Annotated in this window: 13 protein-coding genes; 7 read left to right on the top strand and 6 right to left on the bottom strand. The window is 54.4% G+C overall.

The window, feature by feature from the left end:
- Positions 1 to 7 precede the first annotated feature (7 nt).
- From JXO48_12695 to JXO48_12675, 5 genes are all read right to left on the bottom strand, one after another.
- A complete protein-coding gene (locus JXO48_12695; GenBank protein MBN2284738.1) occupies positions 8 to 7,795 on the bottom strand; it encodes a PKD domain-containing protein in 7,788 nt (2,595 codons plus the stop codon).
- Between the two features lie 197 nt (positions 7,796 to 7,992).
- Complete coding sequence (genX, locus tag JXO48_12690) at positions 7,993 to 8,916, bottom strand: EF-P lysine aminoacylase GenX (GenBank protein MBN2284737.1); 924 nt, start codon at positions 8,914 to 8,916, stop codon at positions 7,993 to 7,995.
- 152 nt (positions 8,917 to 9,068) lie between these two features.
- Positions 9,069 to 9,632: an elongation factor P gene (gene efp / locus JXO48_12685; GenBank protein MBN2284736.1), complete on the bottom strand. Its 564-nt coding sequence runs from the start codon at positions 9,630 to 9,632 to the stop codon at positions 9,069 to 9,071.
- Positions 9,633 to 9,949: 317 nt separating this feature from the next.
- The gene (locus JXO48_12680; protein ID MBN2284735.1) at positions 9,950 to 10,885 is read right to left on the bottom strand and encodes an amidohydrolase; all 936 of its coding nucleotides are present in this window, start codon (positions 10,883 to 10,885) and stop codon (positions 9,950 to 9,952) included.
- 74 nt (positions 10,886 to 10,959) lie between these two features.
- Positions 10,960 to 11,742 carry an enoyl-CoA hydratase/isomerase family protein gene (locus tag JXO48_12675; protein MBN2284734.1) on the bottom strand — a complete coding sequence of 261 codons (783 nt, stop codon included), beginning with the start codon at positions 11,740 to 11,742 and terminating at the stop codon, positions 10,960 to 10,962.
- Positions 11,743 to 11,980: 238 nt separating this feature from the next.
- Between JXO48_12675 and JXO48_12670 the strand changes: the two genes are divergently transcribed.
- The 7 genes from JXO48_12670 (at position 11,981) to JXO48_12640 (ending at position 21,372) form a co-directional block, all read left to right on the top strand.
- Positions 11,981 to 12,658: a TetR/AcrR family transcriptional regulator gene (locus JXO48_12670; GenBank protein MBN2284733.1), complete on the top strand. Its 678-nt coding sequence runs from the start codon at positions 11,981 to 11,983 to the stop codon at positions 12,656 to 12,658.
- Positions 12,659 to 12,696: 38 nt separating this feature from the next.
- Positions 12,697 to 14,553 carry an aldehyde ferredoxin oxidoreductase family protein gene (locus tag JXO48_12665; GenBank protein MBN2284732.1) on the top strand — a complete coding sequence of 619 codons (1,857 nt, stop codon included), beginning with the start codon at positions 12,697 to 12,699 and terminating at the stop codon, positions 14,551 to 14,553.
- A complete protein-coding gene (locus tag JXO48_12660; protein ID MBN2284731.1) occupies positions 14,553 to 15,584 on the top strand; it encodes an NAD(P)-dependent oxidoreductase in 1,032 nt (343 codons plus the stop codon). Before JXO48_12665 ends, JXO48_12660 begins: the two co-directional genes overlap by 1 nt.
- A 59-nt stretch (positions 15,585 to 15,643) precedes the next feature.
- On the top strand, positions 15,644 to 17,521 hold the full coding sequence (locus JXO48_12655) for a long-chain-fatty-acid--CoA ligase (GenBank protein ID MBN2284730.1): 1,878 nt from the start codon (positions 15,644 to 15,646) through the stop codon (positions 17,519 to 17,521).
- Between the two features lie 21 nt (positions 17,522 to 17,542).
- On the top strand, positions 17,543 to 18,985 hold the full coding sequence (locus JXO48_12650; protein MBN2284729.1) for a gamma-aminobutyrate dehydratase: 1,443 nt from the start codon (positions 17,543 to 17,545) through the stop codon (positions 18,983 to 18,985).
- Between the two features lie 260 nt (positions 18,986 to 19,245).
- Positions 19,246 to 20,115, top strand: a complete 870-nt coding sequence (locus JXO48_12645) for an SDR family NAD(P)-dependent oxidoreductase (GenBank protein ID MBN2284728.1) — start codon at positions 19,246 to 19,248, stop codon at positions 20,113 to 20,115.
- 306 nt (positions 20,116 to 20,421) lie between these two features.
- Positions 20,422 to 21,372 carry a nitronate monooxygenase gene (locus tag JXO48_12640; GenBank protein MBN2284727.1) on the top strand — a complete coding sequence of 317 codons (951 nt, stop codon included), beginning with the start codon at positions 20,422 to 20,424 and terminating at the stop codon, positions 21,370 to 21,372.
- Between the two features lie 316 nt (positions 21,373 to 21,688).
- Here the strand turns inward: JXO48_12640 and JXO48_12635 are convergent.
- The coding region (locus JXO48_12635; protein MBN2284726.1) for a hypothetical protein at positions 21,689 to 22,808 on the bottom strand (1,120 nt) is incomplete at its 5' end.

Here is a 22,808-nt window from a genome sequence, read left to right as displayed (position 1 = left end):
AGCTCAATCAGGGAACGAAGGTTATCGTTACGTTGTCGAACTCTCCCTCGAAGTCCCAGCCATGGCCCCGAAGCCTCAGGGTATTTAAAATTCCAATCGTTCCGCTCGGTATCGGCGTAACACTCCCCCCCGGCGTCTGTGTCGTCTGCTCCCCGATCAGGTTGGGCGAGGTGTAATGGTACCACTGCCCTGCCGTCAGCACTGTGTAGTTCTGTCTCCCGTAGGAATCGACGTTCAGCATGAATCCGTGATTCCAGATATAATCGTCCTCGTTCGTATCCGTGAAATAGAGCAGCACATCGGCGGGGAATTCCCCGGTACCACCGTTATTGAAGGTCCATGAACCGCTGTTCGTCAGGCTGTGGCTGATGAGCTTGACATCGAATTCGAGATACACTGCCGAATAACCGGTAATGCCGATTGCATCCAGGGACTGCTGGATGCCGCCCTCACCTCCGCCGCCGTTCGAATTGGACCGACGGTAATGGAACACAGTGCTGTCACCGTCAACGATCGTCTCAAGGACGAATATCCCCGCACCGCTCTGGACCAGGCTCCAGTCACCCAGGCCGGATTCGAAGTCCTCACTGAAGAGGGCCTGCACCGGCTCGGTGACAGTAAAGGTCTCCGCCGCGCTCCACTCGCTCCACACCCCCTCGACCACGTGGGCCGCCCGCCAGTAATAGGAACCCGGATTCATCTCAAGGGTAAAGGCCACGCCGTTGACGAACACTCCCTCGGCGTCGATTTCTTCGAATTCATCATCCCAGGCTATCTGGTAGCGAAGTTCACCGACATGCTGTTCAAGGCAGTTCGTGGTATAGGTAATGGCATTGAAGGTAAGATCCACCTCGCCGTCATCTTCCTCGAACTCCGTCGCGTTCCCCGCGTCGGTGATGTTCGGCGTCGCCACGTTCGCGACGACACTGAAGCAGGTGGGCTGGCTCCAGTCGCCGTATCCCTCGGCATCGGCCGCCCGGCCGTGCCAGTAGTAGGTATCGGCGGGAAGAACAGGGGGTACGATGTCTACCGAGCCTGTTACGGCACCGATCACCTGCTGGGGATCATCGTCAAAGCCCGCGCTCGTATCGTACTCGAAATCATACATAAGAATGGGGTCTTCATCGGGATCAGTCACACCCAGCGTCAGGGTAATAACATTCTCGATGGGGAATACGGCTCCGGCTTCGGGTGTCACATTCTCGGACAGGGGAAGCCCGTTCTCTTCGAGCACCTCAAAGGCGAAGGGCTCTGTCCACCCGCTCAGGATGCCGGCAACCTCGTGCTGGGCCCGCCAGACATAATCCCCGGGGGCGAGTTCCAGGGAAAAGGGCACACCGTTTTCAAAGGTCCCCACAATGTCGTCGCCCGCGGAATAGGAAATTTTATAGTGAAGAACACCGGCAACGGGATTTTCCAGACAGTCGCGCAGGTCGGTCACGGCATGGAAGGTGATCTCCAATTCCCCGGCGGCCTGGCGGTAACTCGTTGGATTTCCGGCTTCTTCTATATCCGGTACGGCAACGGTATCGATGACCGTGAAGCAGGTCGGCTCGCTCCAGTCACCTTCGCCGATCTCATCGGCCGCCCGGCACCGCCAGTAATAGATACCCGGCGTGAGGGTCCCGGTTCCGACGCTATCCACCGGCAGGTCGGTAAACTCGACGGGCTCGGAAAATTCCGGGTCTGGATCGTACTGAAAATCGTGGGACTGGATGGGGTCTTCATCGGGGTCCGTCGCGTTCATTGTCAGAAGGATATCATCATCGGTGTTGAATATGGCCCCCGCCACGGGCGTGAGATTTTCCGCCAGGGGTCGTTCGTTCGCTTCCTGAACGGTGATCACCAGCGGCTCGCTCCAGGCGCTGGCCATCCCGGCCACTACATGGCGCGCCTTCCAGAAATAATCGCCCACCGGAAGTTCAAGGCCGAAGGGGACACCGTTTTCGAAGTTGCCGATGGGAACGGCAAGCACGCTTTCATCGTCGCGGATCTCATACTCAAGGGTCCCCGTAAATTCACCGAGGCAGTTCGTTGTATAGGTATGCGCCTTGAAGGTCAGGGCCACCACGCCGTCGACACGGAGAAATTCAATCTCATTCCCCACCTCTGCGCCCGCAATGTTCGGCGGGATAACACCGTCTATGACGCTGAAACAGGTGGCAGGGCCGAATTCGCCGGGGCCTCCCGCGTCGGCGGCAAAGGCCCGCCAATAATAGATCTCAGGGGGAAGCTGCATGCCGACCTCGACCGATGAACTGTGGATATCCTTGTAATCAGCCACCACGGAGCTGCTGTCGGCCAATTCGAACGTGCAGGAGAGGATCTCATCCTCCTCGGGATCGTTCACCTGCACCGTCAGGGTGATCCAGTTGACGGCGGGAAAAACGCTGCCGTCGGCCGGCGATTCATTGATCGTCTCGGGGGCCTGATTGTCGAGAACAGTAAACCGGCGTTCCTCACCGTACCCGCTTTGCAGCATGTCGACTCCAACGATGGTACCCGAGACGGCCCGGACCTTCCATGTATACTCACCCTGTTCAAGGTCCGTCACCAAGACTTGAGGTATCGCTGAGGTTTTCTGTATTTCCGTGGCCCCTTTCTTTATCAGGAATATATACTGGGTGATGGGATCACCGTCGGGATCGGTCGGTACCTGGGCGGTAAGGGTCACGTTGTCACGAATGACCTCATAGCCGTCGATGGGAGAGAGCGGCTTCGGCGGTTCCGGCGGACAGTTATACGTATACGCATGGAACATCTGATTCTTGTCCCAGCCGGGGGAGAGTGCGCCGAGGGCATCCATGGCCTGGATGTCGACGTAGAAATCATAGCCGCCCTCAGTGAGATCGAAGGTGATCTGATTCTGCGTGACAGTGTAGGACTTCAAAAGGTCATATGTCGGCAGTCCGCCGCCATCATCAGCCCCGGCCCTGAGATACACCAGGTAGGTAATGGCGTCCCCATCGGGGTCCGTAGAAGTGAAGTTCAGTTTCAGCGTCCCGTCAATGCAACCGCCCTTCTGATGACCGGTGAGGGTAACCTTCGATGGTGCCGTGTTCGTGACCCAGAACATTCGTGCCTCCGTCCAGGCACTTGGGATACCGTTCGCCAGCGTTCGTGCGCGCCAGAAATAGGTGCCTACTGGAAGTGGCCCCGTCTCCCAGATGGTCGACGTGCTTACATTTCCCACATTCCCCCACCCGAACGAGGGGGTAACGGAATACTGGAATTCAAAAGAATCGACATCGCCCGGGTCTTCCACCTCGAAGTGGACCGGCTGGGTGTGCGAAATACTTGCTTTGTGGGCCGGGTCATAGAGCACGGTCGGCGGAGGGCCCAGTGTGAAGCTCCAGGTTTCTCCCCAGTCAAGGGCTTCGGCCTGCAGGTTGTAGCCTGCCACACGCCAGTAATACACTCCAGGGGGTGTCCCTTCAAGCTCCGTGCCGGAAAACTCATACAGACGAGCGGTTCCTGCGAATTCATCGACTATGGGAGACACAAACGACGTGTTATCGGCAATCATAAATCGATAGTCATAATAATCGGCATCGCTGTCCCACTCAAAGGTGATGATATCCTGGGCCCCATAAATAAAGTTCTGGCCGTTCACAGGCGATATGAGCTCCACAGGCAGGGGGATGACCGAAAAATACTTGACGGCGCTCCAGGGTCCGTAATCCATTCCGTCATAGGCCCGCACTTTTATGTAATAAGAGTTTCCGTCGATGATCGAATAGGGAAGCGCGATCTCCGTTCCCGTAAAGGTATAGCTGTAGAGGACATTGGTGAAACCCGCATCCCAGGATATCTTGACCTCGAAGGTCAGCGGATCCCCGTCGGGATCGGTGGCGCTCAGGGGGATCCGGTCGATCCGTGTCAGTTGGGCGTTGTCGAGGAGGGTAAGGACGGGTTGTGTCGGCACCTGGTTGGCCGTAACGTACACGATATAGTCGAAATCATTCCGTCCGTCACTGTCCGTCACATCACATCGGACACGATATTCCATGATCTTACCCGGCGTAAAGGTTATCGCCGTGGCAGAGGTTGTATCGGTCACAGTGGCTATCGTTTCACTGTTCTCTATTACCGCCCCGTTCCCGGTGATCTCCTGGCCGTTGATATACCATGTGGTATCGGCTATGGTCGTCCCCGTCTTCAGTTCGCTCTGGCTGACGGAGAAGGTTACCGCCTGGCCCCGTACCGCCGTCGACGGTGACTGTGTCATGGCCACCACCGGGTAGGTACGCAGTTTCTTCGTTCCGTAGATCCCGCCGGCCGTCACGGTCCGGAAGGGGTCTCCCTGGAGGGTGACCGTTCCCTCGATGAAGTTCATCTGGGCTCCCACGCCCAGGTTCACCTGCACCGCTTCATCGAATCCCAGCTCGATGCTTCCACTCAGGGGAAGGGTGAAGGAAACCTCGGGGAATATCCCCGGCTGGTCCAGGACGATCAAACGGTCCTTTATGGTCTGCGGCGCGCCTTTGAGCGTCAATGCCTTTGACAGGACCGGATAGAGGGTGTTGAAGACGAACTCCCCGTTCGCGGAGATCGAGGGACCGAGGGCAAAACCGGCTTCGATGTCTCCACCCTCCTCAAGCTCGCCGTCGATCCCGGCCTGGAAACTGAGGCCGAAGCTGACATTCTGCGCCATGCTGTTGAAGAGCCCGTTGATGGCATTGTACTTTGTCGTCTCGGTCTCGGAGCCCGCCGGCAGCTGTTCGATTATTTCCATGAATCCTTCCTCGAAGAGCTTTGCGATGCCCTTCACATCGAAGGGATTGCTCCGGTCAGACGCGTTCATGGCCTCCATCGATTCCATGAGGGGTGTCATGAGGAAGGTATTGACATCCTTGTTCCGGTAATAGGCGAGCAGGGTATCACGGAAAAAGAGAAGGTTCGCGTTCATGTCAAAGGCCGTCCCCAGGGAAAGATTTACGGCACCGCCGCCCGTTCCCGTGCCGCCGGCGCCGAGACCGATACCGATCTCCGCCGAGGGAGAGATACCGACCGTCACTGCCCCCAGGAGACTTTCCGCGACGCCGTTCGCCACCAGCTGGGTACGCAGATCTCCCATGAAGGTATAGAGGAAATCAATGAACTGGTCCTCGTCGGGGAAATTCATACGGTTATAGGAACCGCCGTCACCGCTGACGGTACTGAAGAACTGGGAGAAGGAATCCCGGCCGGCCGTGAAGGCGCTCTTGGCCGCGTTCTTTACCACCTCGCCGGAGATGGCGCTTCCATCGACACCCACATATATCTGGACGCCCACTTCTCCCTTTCCGCCGATACCGATATAGTAATCCAGTTCCACCCCCAGATTGATATAGGCGGTAAACCCGTAATCCGGCCGGAGGCGTGAGGTGATCTGCATGATGATGTCCCGGTACTTCGTCTGCATGGTCAGCGTGATATCGGGAAAGGGACTCGACGCAAGAGCGAGTATGTCGAACATCATGGCCACCGTATCGTCCGTGCCCGACGGCAGAGAGAAGGGCTGATATTCAAGAAGGACATAGGTGTCCGTCTGCAGGGGGTTCGTCACTTTTATGTCGAGCCCCGATGACGTGGGCGAGAGCATCACCCGCAGCCTGAAAAGCTCGGTGCTCCCTGTAAGGACGGAAAACTGGAATTTCAGTTCCTGACGGCTTCCCGTGTAGTAAAATCCGACCTCGCCGGCAACGCCGGAGCCGAGGGCCGCATCAATTATCCCCATCTTGCTCACAACGTCGCTCAAGGGAAAATCGGCGCCCAGTTCATCAAGAACCGTATCGGCATATTCAAGGAGGGTGTTCAGGGTATCCAGCGACAGGGTCTGCTGGACAGAACCCGCCTTTACCTTCAGTGAAAGTTCGTCCGTGCCCACATGGAAAACAATATAAGAATCGGTCGATAACGACGGGACGAATCCCGCCAGGAAGGTGCCGGCGTCCCCGACGGCCAGCAGCGGTTCCGAGATGAGCTCGAAGGCGCCACCCGTACAGTTCAGCACATTGATGGCTTCTTCAGCCACGGATTTGACCGAGGCGCCCGCGCTCGTATAGAGCAGGTCCCGTACATCACCGATCAGCGCCGCCGGGTCCGTGGCTCCTGTTACGATGCCGCCGGCGGAACTGAACGTACTGTGCAGCGAGACGAACTCCGTTTTTATGTCTTCGCAGCCGTCCTTCACGTCTTCAAGATATTGAAAGGGGTTCATGTCGACTATCTTGAGAACGAAGTCCTTCAACCCCGTGAGGAGGTCGATAAGGTCCCCCGTCAGAAGATTGTAAAGATCCGTCAGGCTGTCATCCACATCGACATCGGCGCTGACACCGCCGCTTCCGACGCTGGCGCTGAACGTCACCGGTCCGAGGGAAAAGCTGCCGCCGATGTTCCACTTGCGAGCATATCCCCCTGTTACCGACTTTGTCTCCCGGGCCTCCTCGATGGTATCAAGCCGGAAGAAACCGTTACGGGTATAGAACACATCCAGCGGCCGCCTGATCATTTTCGGCAGGTATCGCTGGAGATTATCAAGAACCTCCTGGCAGATCGGGATCGACATCTGGTGGAGCCAGGGGGTGGGGCTCATTTCCGTAGAGGTAATGTCGATATCATAGATGTCGTCGCGGTATTGAACATTGATGTTGCCTTCATTGACGAACATTTCCAGGACATAGTAGTCGTTCAACGGATAGTAGGACAGGATGGTGGGAAATCCCTTGAAGCTCACGATTCCCAGAAAACGACCTTCTCTGATGAGCGTCTTTATATAGTCCGCCCCGAAGGAGGCGATCCGTTCCGGTCTTATGGCAAGGGACGTAAGCGGCCGGCCGGGAATGATTTCCGCCAGCGTTTCCACCCTGGATGGCTCGGCGCGTGTCGCCTTCCCCTTTCCCCCCGAGGTATACACATCGGCGGTCACCGCCGCCAGGACATCTTCAGAGTAAGTGTCGACGAGCGACGAGAGCGTCCCCTCATCAAGCGCCGAGGGATCGACCATCTGCACATCGAGGAACCCGCCCTTTTCTGTCATGGCCGCGGCAATGTTCTTGAACACCCGGATGTCCTTACCGGCGGTGAACTCCCTTCCGTAGATGTCTTCGACGTTCAGCGTGACGCGGTAGATCCCGGGGGCATTATAGGTATACAAGGGACCGGTCCCGTACGACGTCACCGAATCGGCGTCACCGCTGTTGAACGTCCAGAGGACCGACCGGTAGGGGACGGTGGAATCAACGGCAAAGGTTACCTGCTCACCCTGGAGGATCACAGCGGGGTCCGCCAGGATGTCCACCACCGTGGTGGTATCGTTCGTTGCAAGCTGAAAACAGTAGTCCTCGCCAAGACAATCATCGTCGATGGAACGGATCACCGACGATACGAGAACGGTGTAGGCCGCTCCGGGAGCAAGGAGTTCATCGGGAACAAAGGTAAGCTCCCGTCCATCCCCGGAAAGATATAGCGTTCCCGTTATTTCTTCCAGCTGCTCCCCTTTGAAGACTTTCATCAGACCGGCACCTTCGACGGCCGACATATCATCATCCGCGGCAAGGGATTTCGTTCCCGTCCCGGCGGGTTCAAGGGCCAGGGCCTTGTTGAAGGAAACCGTCACGGCCGTTCCGATCGAGCAGTCCCGGTATCGTTCAGTCAGCTCATCCGTACTGACCGAGAGATAAAAAAGGTCTTTCTCTTCCTTTGCCGACGCGTTGTCATCACCGGAACCGGCACAACCGACGATAATAAACAACGATATTGAGATACAAAGGAAAAGAATGGATTTCAGACGTTTCACCCAGGCAATTTTCATGATTCACCACCCTCCTGGCAGGTTTATTCTGTCTGCATACACGGGCTGACGAAAGAATATTGACGCCGTGGAAATTATGAAAGGCAAATTAATTTATCACAGCCACTGGCGCCGGGCAAAGAATATTTCAGTTGAAAAGTGTGTGTTGAATCGGGATGCTGGTTAAAAAGAATTTGACGGATATGGTGAGATCGTTCTCACAGCATCTCCGGCGTGAAGCTCAGCACGTTATCAATGGAGGTTGCATCGGCAAAAATCATGGCAAGCCGGTCGATACCGAGGGCGATCCCGGCCGATTCCGGCATGCGCTCCAGGGCACGCAGAAATTTTTCCGCCGGGGGATAAGGGGTTTTACCGGCCTTCCGGCGGTATTCCTCCTCTTTCCGAAAGCGGTCCCTCTGCTCCGCCACCTCTGTCAGCTCGGAAAAGGCGTTCGCCAGCTCGAGACCACCCAGGTAAAGCTCGAAGCGTTCCGCCACGGTGGGGTCGCTTTGTTTCTTCCGTGCCAGGGCACCCAGGGATGTTGGATAATCGTAAAGAAAAACCGGTTTTCCCCGGCCGATACGGGGTTCGATATGGGTGACCATGAGCTCGTCAAAACTGCCGTCATCAAGGGCCTGCTCCACCGGCACCGGGCAGAACCGGAGAAAGGCATCCCTCACGGATATCCGCTCCCAGGGCCTTGCCAGACCGATCCACTCGTCACGATATCGAAGACGCGTACCCCGTCCCAGGCGGCCCGACACAAACAGCAGAAGGTCCTCACATTCATCCATGAGGTCTTCGTACCCGGCATCGCGGCGGTACCACTCGAGAAGCGTGAATTCAGGAACGTGGCGACTCCCCCGCTCCGCGCCTCTGAAACATTTCGATATCTGGAATATCCTGTCATACCCGGCGGCCAGAAGCCTCTTCATGCACAGTTCCGGTGAGGTCTGGAGAAACCACTCCCCGGATGAGACGGCGTCGATATGTGACTCCGGAGCGAGGGTTGGGACCCTGATGGGGGTCTCCACTTCAAGATAGTCTCTTTCGATAAAAAAAAGGCGGACCGCCTGGAGCATCTCCGCGCGAACCCGCAGATTGTTCCGGCGCCCCGCCACTATCCGTTGTTCATCTATCGTCAATTATTGAGCACCCTCAAAAATGCCATAATCAGGATGTCATTGCGAGCGAAACGAAGCGATCTCGCAAAGAACATTCCTTTATTATTACTTTCTATTGCAATGCACACCGCTATGGCATGACTGGGGACTTTTTACAGAATCGCCGCTTATTCTTTGACCCTTGTCACATAATCCCCGCTTCTGGTATCGATGCGGATCCGCTCCCCTTCCTCTACGAAGGGGGGAACCTGTACGATATATCCCGTCTCGACTTCAGCGGGCTTGGTCTTCCCCGTGACCGAATCACCCTTGGCCCAGGGTTCCGCCTTTATCACCGTGACATCGATGAAGTTGGGAAGCGTGATGCCCAGTGCCTTTTCACCGAAGAAAAGTATTTCCACATCAAGGTTCTCAATGAGAAAGTTACGGGCGTCACCCACCTGGTCGTCCATGAGAAAGACCTGTTCGTAGGTCTCATTGTCCATGAAGCAGTAATTGCTCTCGTCGCGGTAGAGATACTGCATCTTTTTTTCCTGAAGGTTCGCCGGCTCGAAGCTATCAACGGAACGAAAGGTGCGGTCGAACTGGGAACCGGTGATCATGTTCTTCAGCTTACAGCGATAAAGCGCCTGCCCCTTCCCCGGCTTTGAAAATTCGAAATCGACGATAACATAGGGTTCACCATCGATCTGTATCTTCAGGTTCTTCTTCAGGTCACTGGCGGAATACATAGACGTCTCTCCCCGGCACGATTTTGTGGCCGGTCTTGTAATCCATTTCCAGGGAGTTGTCAATGAAATCTGAGTAACGGATTATGGATTACGGATTATCGGATTATGTTTTTCACCTCCCTTTAGCAAAGGGAGGCCGGGAGGGATTTATGTATTTGAAATCCCCCTCGATCCCCCTTTCCCAAAGGGGGAAGCAGGTTTTGTCACGCATTTAGGCACTCAGGCACCATGGGCGTGATCAGGGATGCAGATTTGTGAATAAAATAACTAATCCGTTAATCCGTAATCCGCTAATCCGTACCCCGTTAATCCCCCGTTCATATATTCAATATCTTCCTCGCATTCCCGCCAAGAACGGCCTCGATCTCTTCCTTTGTGAAGACAAGGCCGTCGGGAGCATTTTCGGGGAGCTCCCGGACCATTTGCAGCCAGTCTTTTACGGGGATCACGTTCTCCAGTATGGGATTGTCCGTCCCCCAGAGAAACTTTTCAGCCCCCGCTTCATCAAAGGCCGCCCTCAACATATGACAGAACTCGCCGAAGTTTCTCCGTGCAAGGACCTGCATTCCCGAAAAGTCAGCGTAAAAGGTCGTCGCCTTGGCAGCAATGAGATTGACCAGTTGATGCCACCAGGAAAAGGCCATATGAGCGCCTATGACGGTAAGTTTCGGGAAATCGGTGACGACGGCATCCAGGTTGATCGGCATAGCATACTTGCTCTTCAGCGGTTTCGATATGGGACCCAGATGTGACAGGAGCGGAATGCCGAGTTCCTCGGCCTTCTCGAGTACCCGGTACGATTCCTCGCCATCCGGATAGAACCCCGACGTAGGGTGATACTTGAGCCCCTTGCACCCGTAATCGTTGACTGCCCGGTCCAGGATATCGACGGCGCCGGGCCTTCGCGGGTCAACGCCTGCAAAGGGAATGATACGGTCGGGATAGTTTTTGCCGATCGAACCATATACTTTGTTGATATCATCGATCGTGTCCTCCGGCTCACCGATCCCGTATCCCCAGTCCGTCACAAGTATCACGGAAATATCGACACCGGCGGCATCCATTGAGGCGAATAGCTTTGAGCCGTCGGGGTCCATCATGGGATCCATGATATTCTTCCTGATCTCTTCCTTCGGCGGTTCACCCAGATTGTTTTTTCTGAAAAAATCCAAAGCGATCTCTACAAGTTCATCCCAGTATCGATCCGATATCATACTCCAGGTATACAGGTGGCAATGCATATCGATGATCATGATTCCCTCCTTTATCTGTCTTATTGAACCTTCTCTTTTTACTTCTTCGATCTTGTCTCATTCCATCAGAACCCTCAGTCCCTTCCCCTGAACTCCGGCCTGCGTCCCGTCAGGAAGGCATCGATACCTTCCCGGGCGTCATGTGTGCGGATATTTTCCCGGAAGGTCTGAAACTCCATGGCCATACCGGCATCGAAACCGTCTTTCAATCCTGTCATGACGCACCGCTTGATCCGCCCGATGGCCATTGTCGCCTGACGGGCCAGCCGCCGGGCATACTCAAGAGACCGTTCGAAAAGTTCCTCCTGAGGAAAGATATCAGTGACAATGCCTGATTCCTTCGCTTCCCCGGGGGTAAGCGCACGGCCTTTTATCATCATCTCCAGGGCCTTCGCGCGCCCCACTATCTGCGGCAAACGTTGCGTTCCACCCATGACGGGTATCATGCCGAGGCGTACTTCCGGCATTCCGATACTTCCTGAATCTCTACCCATAAAACGAAAATCGCAGGCGAGGGCAAGCTCGAACCCTCCACCGAGCGCGTGACCGTTGATGCCCGCAACAGTCGGCAGAGGAAGAGCCTCGAGCCTGTCGAGGAAGGCGTGGGCCGCGGGCAGCATGTTAATCATTTCATCGTCGATATCCTTCAGCGGTCCCACATCATCTCCGGTTGAAAAGAAGCCGGGGCAGGAACTGGTGATGAGGACGGCCCGTGCAGCGCCGGGAGATTCGATCTGATCGAGAACCGTCGTAATATCCTCGAGAAATTGAATACCCAGGGCGTTAACAGGTGGATTGTTCATGGTGATAACGGCAACATCATCGATCACCCCATATTCCAGTACGCGATAATTCATACCCGCCTCCTCGTTTGTTGAAGTGATTATTCGTGGATTGTATACATATTCAATACAGTGTCAAGAATAAAATCATATTTTGATATATGTATCTAGATTATCATCTCATTATCTTAATGCCTATATTGTTTTTTACTCTATATTAAAGTGTTATTATGATTTTTTCTTGACATCGGCAAATGAAATGCTGTATGACCGTAAGAAATCGCCGTTCATTATGGACGGGAAAGGTTGGAAAATGAAAAAGAAAGCACGGAAAAACACTCAGAAAAAGGACAGAAAACAGAACCTGCAGAAGGCCGTGAACATCATGGAAGGCGCACTGACGGTCTTCGGTGAAAAGGGTTACGAGGCGACGACCATATCGGATATCTGCAAGGCCGCTAAGATTTCCGATGCCACCCTCTATGAATATTTTACCTCGAAAGAAGAGGTCCTCTTTTCCATCCCCGAGATATACACAAAAAGAGAGTTCGACCGGATGCGGGAGGTAAGCCGTTACGTTCACGGAGCGAAGGAACAAATACGTCTCATCATCCAGGGGTATCTTGAGTTCTATGAAAACAACCCTCTGTATACTTCGGTGGCGCTGCTGACCCTGAAGGGAAACAAGAGATTTACCCAGTCCCCGGCGTACCTGACCGTCCGGGAGGCTTCCCACACTATTGTAGAAGCCTACAAGCAGGGAATTGAAGAAGGGGTTTTCAGAGAGGACCTTGACCCTTACATTGTCAGAAACATGGTGCTCGGCTTCATAGAGCATCTGACCATCCAGTGGCTGGTCGTCGGACGGCCTGAGAGCATTTCAGCCTACCGGGACATCCTGTTCGACATGGTAATACGGGCAGTGGAGAAGAAGAATGAACGGGGTCCTCTTGAAGTTCTGCTCAGGCTCGAAGAACCGTACACTCAGTAACACGATTGTGCAACAGCAACAAGGGAGGGAACAGGGATATGGGAACACCCGGTCCGGTAAACGACAGGATTCTCGATGTTGACCTTACCACCGGTCACATCGATCACATGGATGTTTCCCCGGAAGACCGCCGCCGATTCCTCGGCGGCAAAGGGATAGCCCTGAAGATATTACACGACGCTATCAGGCCGGGAACGGACCCGATGTCTCCCGACAATATCCTTGTCATGATGACGGGACCCACCGCGGGAACCCCCTCTCCAGCGGGAGGCCGTTTCATTGTTGCCGGCAAGTCCCCTCTCACCGGCATATTCGGCTCGTCTCTCGCCGGCGGGCGCGTCGGCCTCAGCCTGAAACGAGCAGGGTTTGACGGGATCGTGATCAGGGGGTGTTCGGATTCTCCGGTCTACATCAAGGTCACTGATGATGGTGCCGTCATTGAAGATGCCTCTTCTCTCTGGGGCATGGATACCTATCAGGTCCAGGAAGAACGGAAGCACGAAGGAGATTGGGCGGTCATCGGTCCTGCCGGTGAACATCTCGTACGGTACGCCGTCATCGTATCGGGGCGACGAGTCTCCGGACGTTGCGGTCTCGGCACCGTCATGGGTTCAAAGAACCTTAAAGGCATCGTGGCACGAGGCGGCAGAAAATTTCGTCCCGCCGATCCGGGACTCTTTGAAAAAGCGGTAAAACGGGCGCAGGAAAAGGTTGCCTCCCATCCGAACACGGGCACGCAGCTCAGGGAACTCGGGACCCCGCAGAACGTGATGCTCTATGGCACATCGGGCATCACACCGGTGCGAAATTTCAGCGTGTCGAATTTCGATAAGATTCAACATCTGAGCGCCGAGAAAATAAAGAACGAGCACTATGTCAAAAATCATGGCTGTGTCGGATGTCCTATTCAGTGCGGGCGCATGGGTCGTTATGGCGGCAGGGAACTGGTATCGCCAGAGTATGAGACCATCGGCCTGATGGGATCGAACCTTATGATAGACGACCTTTCGATGGTGGCCGAATGGAACGACATATTGAACCGGCTCGGCATGGACTCAATCAGTGCCGGCGGGACGATCGGTTTTGCCATGGAACTGATGGAACGCGGTATGCTTTCCGGTACCCTTTCCTTTGGAAGCGCCTCCGGCATTTCCGAACTCCTTCAGGATATCGCCTATCGAAGGGGACTGGGGGATGAGCTTGCCGAGGGAGTGAAACGACTCTCTGAAAAATACAGCGGCGAGGATTTCGCCATTCATGTCAAAGGTCTGGAAATGGCCGCCTATGACCCGCGGGGATGCACCGGCCAGGGCCTGGCATATGCGACCGCCAACTGCGGCGCCACTCATCTTTCAGGCAGCACCCATGCCATAGAAGTCAACACCTATCTGAGCCAGCATGGAACAAAGGGCAAACCCCACTTCGTCAAGTTCATGCAGGATCTGACCGACGCGGTCAATTCCTCTATCTTCTGCATACAGACCATGTATCCCTTCCTTGAGGAAAACTTCGCGTACAAATATACACCCCTTCCCATCATGCAGTTCATCATGCGGAATCTCCCCGCCATAGCCGTCAAGACCACGGATCTGTCCGATTATGCCGCGCTCATGTCGGGGCTTCTCGGATACAGGATTTCAAAAAGCGAGTACTACGAGATAGGGGAACGTATCTTCAATCTCGAACGGCTCATGAACTGCCGCGAAGGCATCAACAGGGCCGACGATACCCTGCCCCCCCGCCTGTTGAATGAAGTCAGAGAAGACGGGTGGCCGTCAATCGAACTTGAGTCCATGCTCGACAGTTACTATCACCTGCGCGGCTGGGACCCGACGGGGCACCCCACTCAGGCGGTTCTTGATCGATTGGGAATTTCCCAACAGGAGGGGTTCTGATGGATAAAAAGCGAGGGAATGTTCTTGTCACCGGCGCCGCCGGGTTTACCGGTCATCACATGGTCATGGAGGCCGTGGCGGCAGGGTTCAGGGTTCGGGCGACCGATGTTTCGAGTCGATACTACAGTGCCCTTTTTGAGGCCCTTGGCGTTGAATTCATAGCCTCGGACCTGACGAAAAGAAACGGCCTGGACCGGCTGACCGACGGGGTTGAAGGAGTTTTTCATGTCGCCGGCATTCATGATTATTCAACGCCCGACGAGATCATACAGGCCGTTAATGTAGGCGGGGTAGAGAACATATGCGATGCTGCAGTGACGGCCGGCGTGGAACGGCTCATCCACTGGTCATCGGTCGGCGTCTACGGTTATGACTGGCACGAGAGAAAGCCGGTCGCGGAAGATGACCGGAAACTGACACCGCCTCTGAACAATTACAATATCACCAAATGGGAAGGGGAACAGGTGGTCTGGAAATACATGAAAGATAAGAACCTGCAGGCCACCATCCTGAGACCGGCGGCGATTTACGGGACCCGTTGTGAATACGGCCTCTACAACGCATTCAAGCAGGTGTACCAGGACCGCCGGAAGAAAAAGATGCTGATGATCGGCCGGGGTGACCGGATCGAGGCCTTTGTTCATGTCCGGGATGTCTGCCGGGCGGCGATCCATGCCTATGACACCGGGGCCATGGTGGGAGAGGCCTACAATATCAGCGACGATACGCGAATCACGACAGCCGAGTTCTTCAGACTGATCTCCCGCGAACTCCTTGGCCAAGAAAAAGACTTTATTCACGTACCCAAGAACATCCTTATTCCCGTGGCGGCCCTTTCGCAATTTCTGGCACGACTTTTTGGAACAAAATCGCTTCTTGAAACCGCAACGCTCCATTACCTCACCTGCGACAGGGTCTGGGACAACAGCAAACTCAAGGCCACCGGATTTACATTCCTCTATCCCACCATGCCGGAGGGAATGAGGGAAACGCTGAAATGGTACCGGGACAGCGGATGGTTCAGGATCTGATGGACGCGACATCCCGGCTGCCATGCATGAATACTCAACACCGACAGGAGGGAACACCCATGGAACAGGAACCACGCACCATTCAGGAACTGGTTGCGGCGAACGCCCGGAACCACCCAAATACCGTTTTTCTGAATTATTACGATGACCTCGTAACTTACGAGAAACTTGAAGAACGGACCGATGCCTTTGCCCGTTATCTGCTTGATAAGGGGGTCCGGAGGGGTGATGTCGTATCCTACATGCTGGGAAACAGCCCCTATTATTTCTACACCCTTCTCGGCGCGCAGAAGATAGGTGCCGTTGGCGGCCCCATCAGTTGCTGGTGGCAGGCGGAAGAAGTTCGCTTTCTCGTGAACGACTCGCAACCGAAGATCCTTGTCATGGATGCCGAATACGCCCCTATCGTATCAGCGATCAAAGATGATATGCCGTCCGTTAAGGCGATCGTGATCAATTCCCCTGAACCGCTGGACCTCGATTATCCTCATGACTATCTGCCGGCCATTATTGCACGCTCCGGCGGCAAACCGGATATCGATTCACCACCTGGACCGGACGATATATCTACCTTGATGTATACCTCCGGGACCACGGGCACGCCGAAGGGTGTAATGCTCACCCACAGGGGAACCATCTTCGGTGCAAAGATCAAGACCGAACCCTTTCCTCTCAATCCGGGAGACAGGGCCTTGTGTGTCCTTCCCCTTTTTCACTCCGGAGGGTTGAACGACCTTGCCTTTCCCTGTATGTACCGGGCCGCAACGATCGTTCTGAGAAAGGGATTCTCTGCATCGGAATTCTGGGAATGCGTCGAAAACAACAAAATAAACGCCTTCTACATAGTCCCAACCATGTGGAACATCCTGCTCAACGCACCGGAATCAAAAACCGTCGATACAAGTTCTCTCGTATTCGGCCTTTCAGGGGCGGCCCCCATTCCACCGGAACAACTCAGGGAATGTGAGGAACGATTTAAAATTCCAATTATCGAAGCATACGGCTCCACGGAAAACACCGGCGGCACAACGGCAAATCATCTTGACAGCAGGAAGGACGGCTCGATCGGAATGGCCTTCATGGGAATCGATGTGAAGATATTTGATGAAAAAGACCGGGAATTGCCGCCGGGAGAGATCGGTGAAATCGTCGTCAAGGGAGATACGGTTATGATGGGCTATTTTAACAACCCCGAAATGACGGCGGAAACCATTACGAATGGCTGGCTTCATACCGGGGATGTCGGCTACGTTGATAATGATGGATTCTTCTTCATCGTCGACCGCATGAAAGACATGATCATCCGTGGCGGTGTGAACGTCTATCCAAAGGAGCTGGAAAGCATTATCTACACCCATCCGAAAATAAGCCAGGTGGCCGTCATCCCCGAACCCGACAGGAAATACGGCCAGGTCGCAAAGGCATGTATCGTACTGAAGCGGGGCGAAGAAGCAACAGAAGACGAGATCCGGGAATTCTGCCGGCAGCATATGGCGGCATACAAGGTACCGCAGTACTATGTCTTTCGCGAGGGGCTTCCTACCAATGCCGTCGGCAAGGTGATCAAAAAGGACCTTATCCGGCTCCTTGAGGAAGAAGCGACAGCGGAGCCGGTCCCGGTTGCCCATTTCTTCGAGGATATGCCGAAACGATTCATCCCTGAAAAAGCAGAAGGAGTATCAGCAACCGTCAGTTACAACATCACCGGCAAAGGGGGCGGAAAGTGGACGATCACCATACAGGACGGGACGATGACCCTGAGCGAGGGCATTCTCACGGAGCCGACGGTGTACCTCGTGGCACGGGACTGCGATTACCACGATATCGTCACGGGCAAACTTGACGGCATCACGGCCGTGGTGACGGGAAAATTGAAGATCGAAGGGGATGTGGGATTCATGGCAAAGCTCCGCGAGATGATGAAACCGATCAGTTAAGTCGCAAAAAGGGAGGATATAATGGCTTTGAGAACGGCCGATGAATACAGGCAAGGATTGAGGGACGGCAGGACCGTGTATATCATGGGAAACCCGGTTTCAGACGTCACTGAAGACCCTTATATCAAAGTAGGTGTGGAAACGGCGGCGCACGACTTTCTGCTCGCACACGACCCGGAGAAACGGGAAATCGCGGTTATGAAGGACCCCGAAACAGGCGAAGACATAAGTGCCTACTTTGAAGTTCCCGACCATCCCGAATCGGTACGCAAAAGGCACAATCTCATCCTGGAAGCCTGTTACTACGCCGATGGCGCGATCCCCTTCGTGAAAGACGTGGGAACGGATATTATCAACGCCCTTTCAGTCGCATCACGGCTGACGGGAAACAAGGAATATGAAAAACGGGTGAACGATTACCGCCGGTATTGTGCCGGAAAGGACCTGTCACTGGCCGGAGCAGTGACGGACGTGAAGGGAGACCGTAAGAAAGGCCCTTCCGGACAGGAAAGCCCCGATTACTATCTCCGGATCGTTGATAAAACAGCCGATGAAATAGTTGTTTCCGGGGCGAAGGCGCATATCACCGCAGGGACGTATGTTGATGAAATTCTTGTCATTCCTACCAGGAACCTGACTGAAAAGGAAGCCGATTACGCCGTTGCCTTCGCGGTCCCCGTCGATACACCGGGCATTACACAGATATGCCGGCCGAATTTCAGGTTCGAGGACAGGAACCACTTTCCTACTCCCAAGCCGAAAAGAGGGCATATTGAATCACTTCTGATCTTCGATGAGGTCAGGATACCAAAGGAACGGGTATTCATGCAGCGGGAATGGCAGTTTGCACAGGCCCTTGCTTACGCCTTTGCCGCCTTTCATCGATTCACTGCCGTTACGTATAAAATACCGATCCTGGAATTCATGACAGGTCTCGGAATACTTGCGGCTGAAGCGAACGGTATCAACAGATCTTCTCATATTCGAGAAGCATTTATCGAAATGATAAAATACACGGAAACCACCCGGTCCCTGGCAAAGGCAGCAATGTATGAACCGGAGGATTTCGGCGGGTCGGGACTTTTCGTCCCCAACCGTCTTACCTGCAACATGGCGAAGCTTTTCTTCGCATCACACTTTCACGAGTTCATCAGGCTCATCCAGGATATCACAGGAGGCATACTGGTAACTCAGCCGACATACCGGGATTGGGAAAATCCCGACCTCCGGCCGTACCTGGAGCGCTATCTCGGCGGTGCCGAAGGATATGACGCGGAAACGCGCATGAAACTGATGAGCATGCTCCACCATGTTGTGGGAAGCGATTTCGCCGCATGGCACGAGGTCTGTACCGTTCACGCCGAAGGTTCCTTTGCATCGCAGAAGATGATGCTCATGGTCGAAGCACCCATGAAAAAATACAAGGAAGCAGCCCGGAAGCTGGTGGGGCTTCACAGTGCCTGAGTGAGGGGATCAGGAGGCGGGATTCGGGAATGGGGATTATGGATTACGGATTACGGTTTTTCACCTCCCTTTAGCAAAGGGAGGCCGGGAGGGATTTATATACTTGAAAATCCCCCTCAATCCCCCTTTTTCAAAGGGGGATCAACCAGGCACTGAGGCGCTGCTGATGGAATCAGGGATTCCTGAGGTCAAAGTTTTTGCAGTGTGCCGATATCGATGTCTTTGATGAGAAGTAACCACTGGAAAAGGAGACGAAAAGCTTGAAAAATATAAAAGGGCTCAACGCTATCGTCACTGGAGGATCGAGGGGCCTCGGGCCGATCATTGCCGAGGCACTTGCGAAAGAAGGTGTCAATCTTGTCCTGGCGGCCCGTTCAAAAGAAGAACTGACCATCGTTGCAAAAGACCTCTCAGTTCATGGCACACGAACGGTCGCCGTTCCTGTTGATATAACCGATGCTGATTCTCTCAAAAAACTCGTTGAACAGGCACACCGTGAACTTGGAAGCATAGAAATCCTGATCAACAACGCAGGTATAGAATGGGTCTGCAGTTATATCAAATTATCGCTCGAGTATATACGCCGTATCATCGACACTAATCTGCGGGGCCCTCTTCTGCTGACGCGTCTTCTCCTCCCGCACATGCTGGAAAGGGGAAAGGGACATGTTGTGACCATGTCTTCCCTTGGAGGGCAAAAGGGGTCACCCTATTCAGCAACGTATGCCGCCACAAAGGCGGGACTTATTGAATGGACGAGCGGACTCAGGGAGGAACTGCGGGGCACGGGGGTCAGTGCTTCCGTTGTCTGCCCCGGCTTTGTATCTGAAAAAGGAATGTTTGCAGTTTACAACAAACGCGCGCCGGCCATGACTGGTGAAACAACACCTGATAAGGTTGCAAAGGCGGTTATTCACGCTATCAGAGAGGACAAGCAGGAGATCATCGTTAATCCGGGCCCGGTACTGATAATGAAGCTCTGTGAAGCGATCCATCCTGCCATCATGACCACCATTCTCAGGTTGTCCGGTGTGTATGAATTCTATCGGAAACAGGCGGCTGAAAATGAGGCGGCTGAAAATGAGGCGTCTGAAGGGGAACTGGATTCGGGATTGCGGATAAGGGATTAGGGATTACGGGTTATCAGACAGGTATGTTGTCAGTCTGGTTTTGTAGTATGCCGATGTATCGGCTTTTTAAAAAGAGCTCGATGAATCGGGCAACTGCAATCCCGAATCCCCAGTTCACGTTTCTCGAATCACGATTCCTGTACTCAGGCACTCATGAACCTTGCATTCTGACCGGGAATCAGTTAATCCTGTATTCTTGAAAAACCTTGTGTGAATCCATACATTACAGTACGCGCGGGCACATGGGCATATCGGCTCATAAGCATATGAACTTACGAACTCAAGAACTCAGCCAAGGAGGCATTCATGTTCAAAACACTGGTCTGCGACATTCTGGGAATCGAGTATCCGATCATTCTGGGCGGCATGGTATGGATCGGCAAGGCCAAGCTTGCGGGGGCCGTCTCCGAGGCGGGAGGCCTCGGCCTTCTCGCCACGGGGGGCATGACCGTTGAAGAGGTCATAGAGGAATCGAAAAAGGTCCGCGACATAACGACAAAACCCTTCGGTATCAATGTTCCCCTGGCGCGTCCCGATGCCTGGGACCTGATCGAGGCCGGCATCAAGGGGGGCGCGACGGCCGTCTCGACATCGGCGGGAAGCCCGAAAAAATTCACCGCCATGATAAAGGACGCGGGCTGCACGGTCATGCATGTGGTCCCCTCGGTCTCGTTCGCCGATAAGTGCGCCGACGCCGGAGTGGATATTATCGTCGCCGAGGGGATCGAGGCAGGCGGTCACGACGGCTTCGACGAGATCACCACCATGGCCCTGGTCCCCCAGGTCGTTGACCGTGTCTCCATACCGGTCGTGGCCGCTGGTGGGATCGCGGACGGCCGGGGATTCATGGCCGCCCTGGCCCTGGGAGCACAGGGGGTCCAGATGGGAACACGTTTCGTCGCCACTCATGAATCGGCAGCACACCCCCGCTTCAAGGAAGCTATCCTGCGGGTCGCGGCTGATGGAACGACACTCACGGGAAGAACGACCGTCGGGCCCACACGGGGCATCAAGAACAAACTGACGGCGATGATCCTCGAAGCGGAAAAGCGGCAGGCCTCTCAGGAGGAAATATTCGAACTGATCGGAGAAGGCCGCTCCGCCATGGCCAGCATCGAAGGCGACACCGAGGAAGGTTCCGTTTACTGCGGCCAGATCGGCGGCATGATCCGGGAACTGAAAAGCGTCCGCGAGGTCATAGACGACGTCATCGCCGAAGCGGAAAGGATCGTTTCAAAGTGGCAGCGGGATTCGTGATTCGGGATTGGGGCCTTCTGTCATTGGAGTCCACCGAAGGTGGGCGTGGCAATCTCATGGGTTTGCCTGCACTTTAAGATTGCTTCGCTTCGCTCGCAATGACAAACACGCAAAAAGCACCCGATAAATCGGGCAACTACAACCCTTATGAACTTATGAGCTCAACCAAAGGGCAATTGCCGCAATCGCCTCTCGTTATATAACCCTCTTAACCCGTAATTCGTAATCCGCTTAATCCTTTAATCCGCTAATCCCAATCCATAAAAAAGGCGGCCCGAAGGCCGCCTTTTTTATTTATGCAGCAGTATGCTGATGTTTAGAAGATATCCCAGTCACCGTCCTCGTCGAACCCGACCTCGTCGAACCAGGCACAACTGGGGTTGCCTGAGCGGTCAAGTACTTTGACCTGGAGAACATCGGCATCTCTCGATGAACCGATCGTTACCACGGTGGTATCAGCATCAAAGTTATAGGGATTCCCTTCGGAATTGGACGTGATATCGTCTATCACCAGATACCCTGCTCCCGACCCATCAGAGAGAGCGCCGACAACCGTGGCACTGTCCGTTTCCACACCATCGTCGAAGGTGACCGTGCTGTTGGGCTTAACGCCGATCATGTTCTTTACCAGCACAAAGGGATATCCCGTTACCATCTCCGTGGATATGAACGTCGCTTCTTCAGCGGTCACACCGCTGGCAACGTCCGCGCTCAGACCGGCCGTGAGGGTCAGTACATTTCCATCGATACTTTCGATGACGGCAAATACCGGCATCCCGCCCTCATCGAACAGGATCCCGTCACCGGCCTCTAATCCTGATGCATTGTCCACCTCTATTTCCGTGACACCTGCCGTGTAGGGGCCACTTACCACGACTGTATTATAGGCTCCGGCAAAGTTGTAGTTATATCCCTCGACAGGAGTGCCGGACGCATAGGCCATGGACAGATCAACATCCAGTTCGAGTGCGTACACCACGAAACCGCACCCTTCACCGTTATAATAAGCATCTTCAACCTCAGTCTCTTCAGGGGCTGTTATCCTTACCGATCCTGTGCAGGAACCGAAATCAAGATTATCGGGATTGGCCACAATAATGTGGTCGGCAAAATACATCGAATCCTCGTACATCTCGGTCTCTACGGATTCATATCCCCTCTGCATCGGACCGATCCAGGAAACGGCGGCACCTTCTTCGACATCAAGATCAAGACCATCGTCTATGGAAAAGAGGCCTCTCGTGACATCGAATGAAATCAGCTCATAGTCTTCTTCCAAATCTCCTATCGCCAGTTCGTCACCGATGGCGAACCCATCCATATCTTCAGGATCGACGAATACGCAGATATCATCTTCCTGCGCTCCAACTGCGAGTGCCGCTGTCACCGTGGGTTCCAGTTCGACGACGATGTAGGAACGGTTGCTCGGATAGGGC

It is taken from the genome of Deltaproteobacteria bacterium (assembly GCA_016933965.1).
Classification (GTDB): Bacteria; Desulfobacterota; Syntrophia; order Syntrophales; family UBA2210; genus JAFGTS01.
This window is presented reverse-complemented; position numbering and strand designations above follow the sequence as displayed.

What these genes read in the sequence shown, in the direction of transcription:
- JXO48_12695 (MBN2284738.1), bottom strand. Translation starts at nt 7,795, where the DNA reads ATGAAAATTGCCTGGGTGAAACGTCTGAAATCCATTCTTTTCCTTTGT.
- efp (MBN2284736.1), bottom strand. Translation starts at nt 9,632, where the DNA reads ATGTATTCCGCCAGTGACCTGAAGAAGAACCTGAAGATACAGATCGAT.
- JXO48_12680 (MBN2284735.1), bottom strand. Translation starts at nt 10,885, where the DNA reads ATGATCATCGATATGCATTGCCACCTGTATACCTGGAGTATGATATCG.
- JXO48_12675 (MBN2284734.1), bottom strand. Translation starts at nt 11,742, where the DNA reads ATGAATTATCGCGTACTGGAATATGGGGTGATCGATGATGTTGCCGTT.
- JXO48_12670 (MBN2284733.1), top strand. Translation starts at nt 11,981, where the DNA reads ATGAAAAAGAAAGCACGGAAAAACACTCAGAAAAAGGACAGAAAACAG.
- JXO48_12665 (MBN2284732.1), top strand. Translation starts at nt 12,697, where the DNA reads ATGGGAACACCCGGTCCGGTAAACGACAGGATTCTCGATGTTGACCTT.
- JXO48_12660 (MBN2284731.1), top strand. Translation starts at nt 14,553, where the DNA reads ATGGATAAAAAGCGAGGGAATGTTCTTGTCACCGGCGCCGCCGGGTTT.
- JXO48_12655 (MBN2284730.1), top strand. Translation starts at nt 15,644, where the DNA reads ATGGAACAGGAACCACGCACCATTCAGGAACTGGTTGCGGCGAACGCC.
- JXO48_12650 (MBN2284729.1), top strand. Translation starts at nt 17,543, where the DNA reads ATGGCTTTGAGAACGGCCGATGAATACAGGCAAGGATTGAGGGACGGC.
- JXO48_12640 (MBN2284727.1), top strand. Translation starts at nt 20,422, where the DNA reads ATGTTCAAAACACTGGTCTGCGACATTCTGGGAATCGAGTATCCGATC.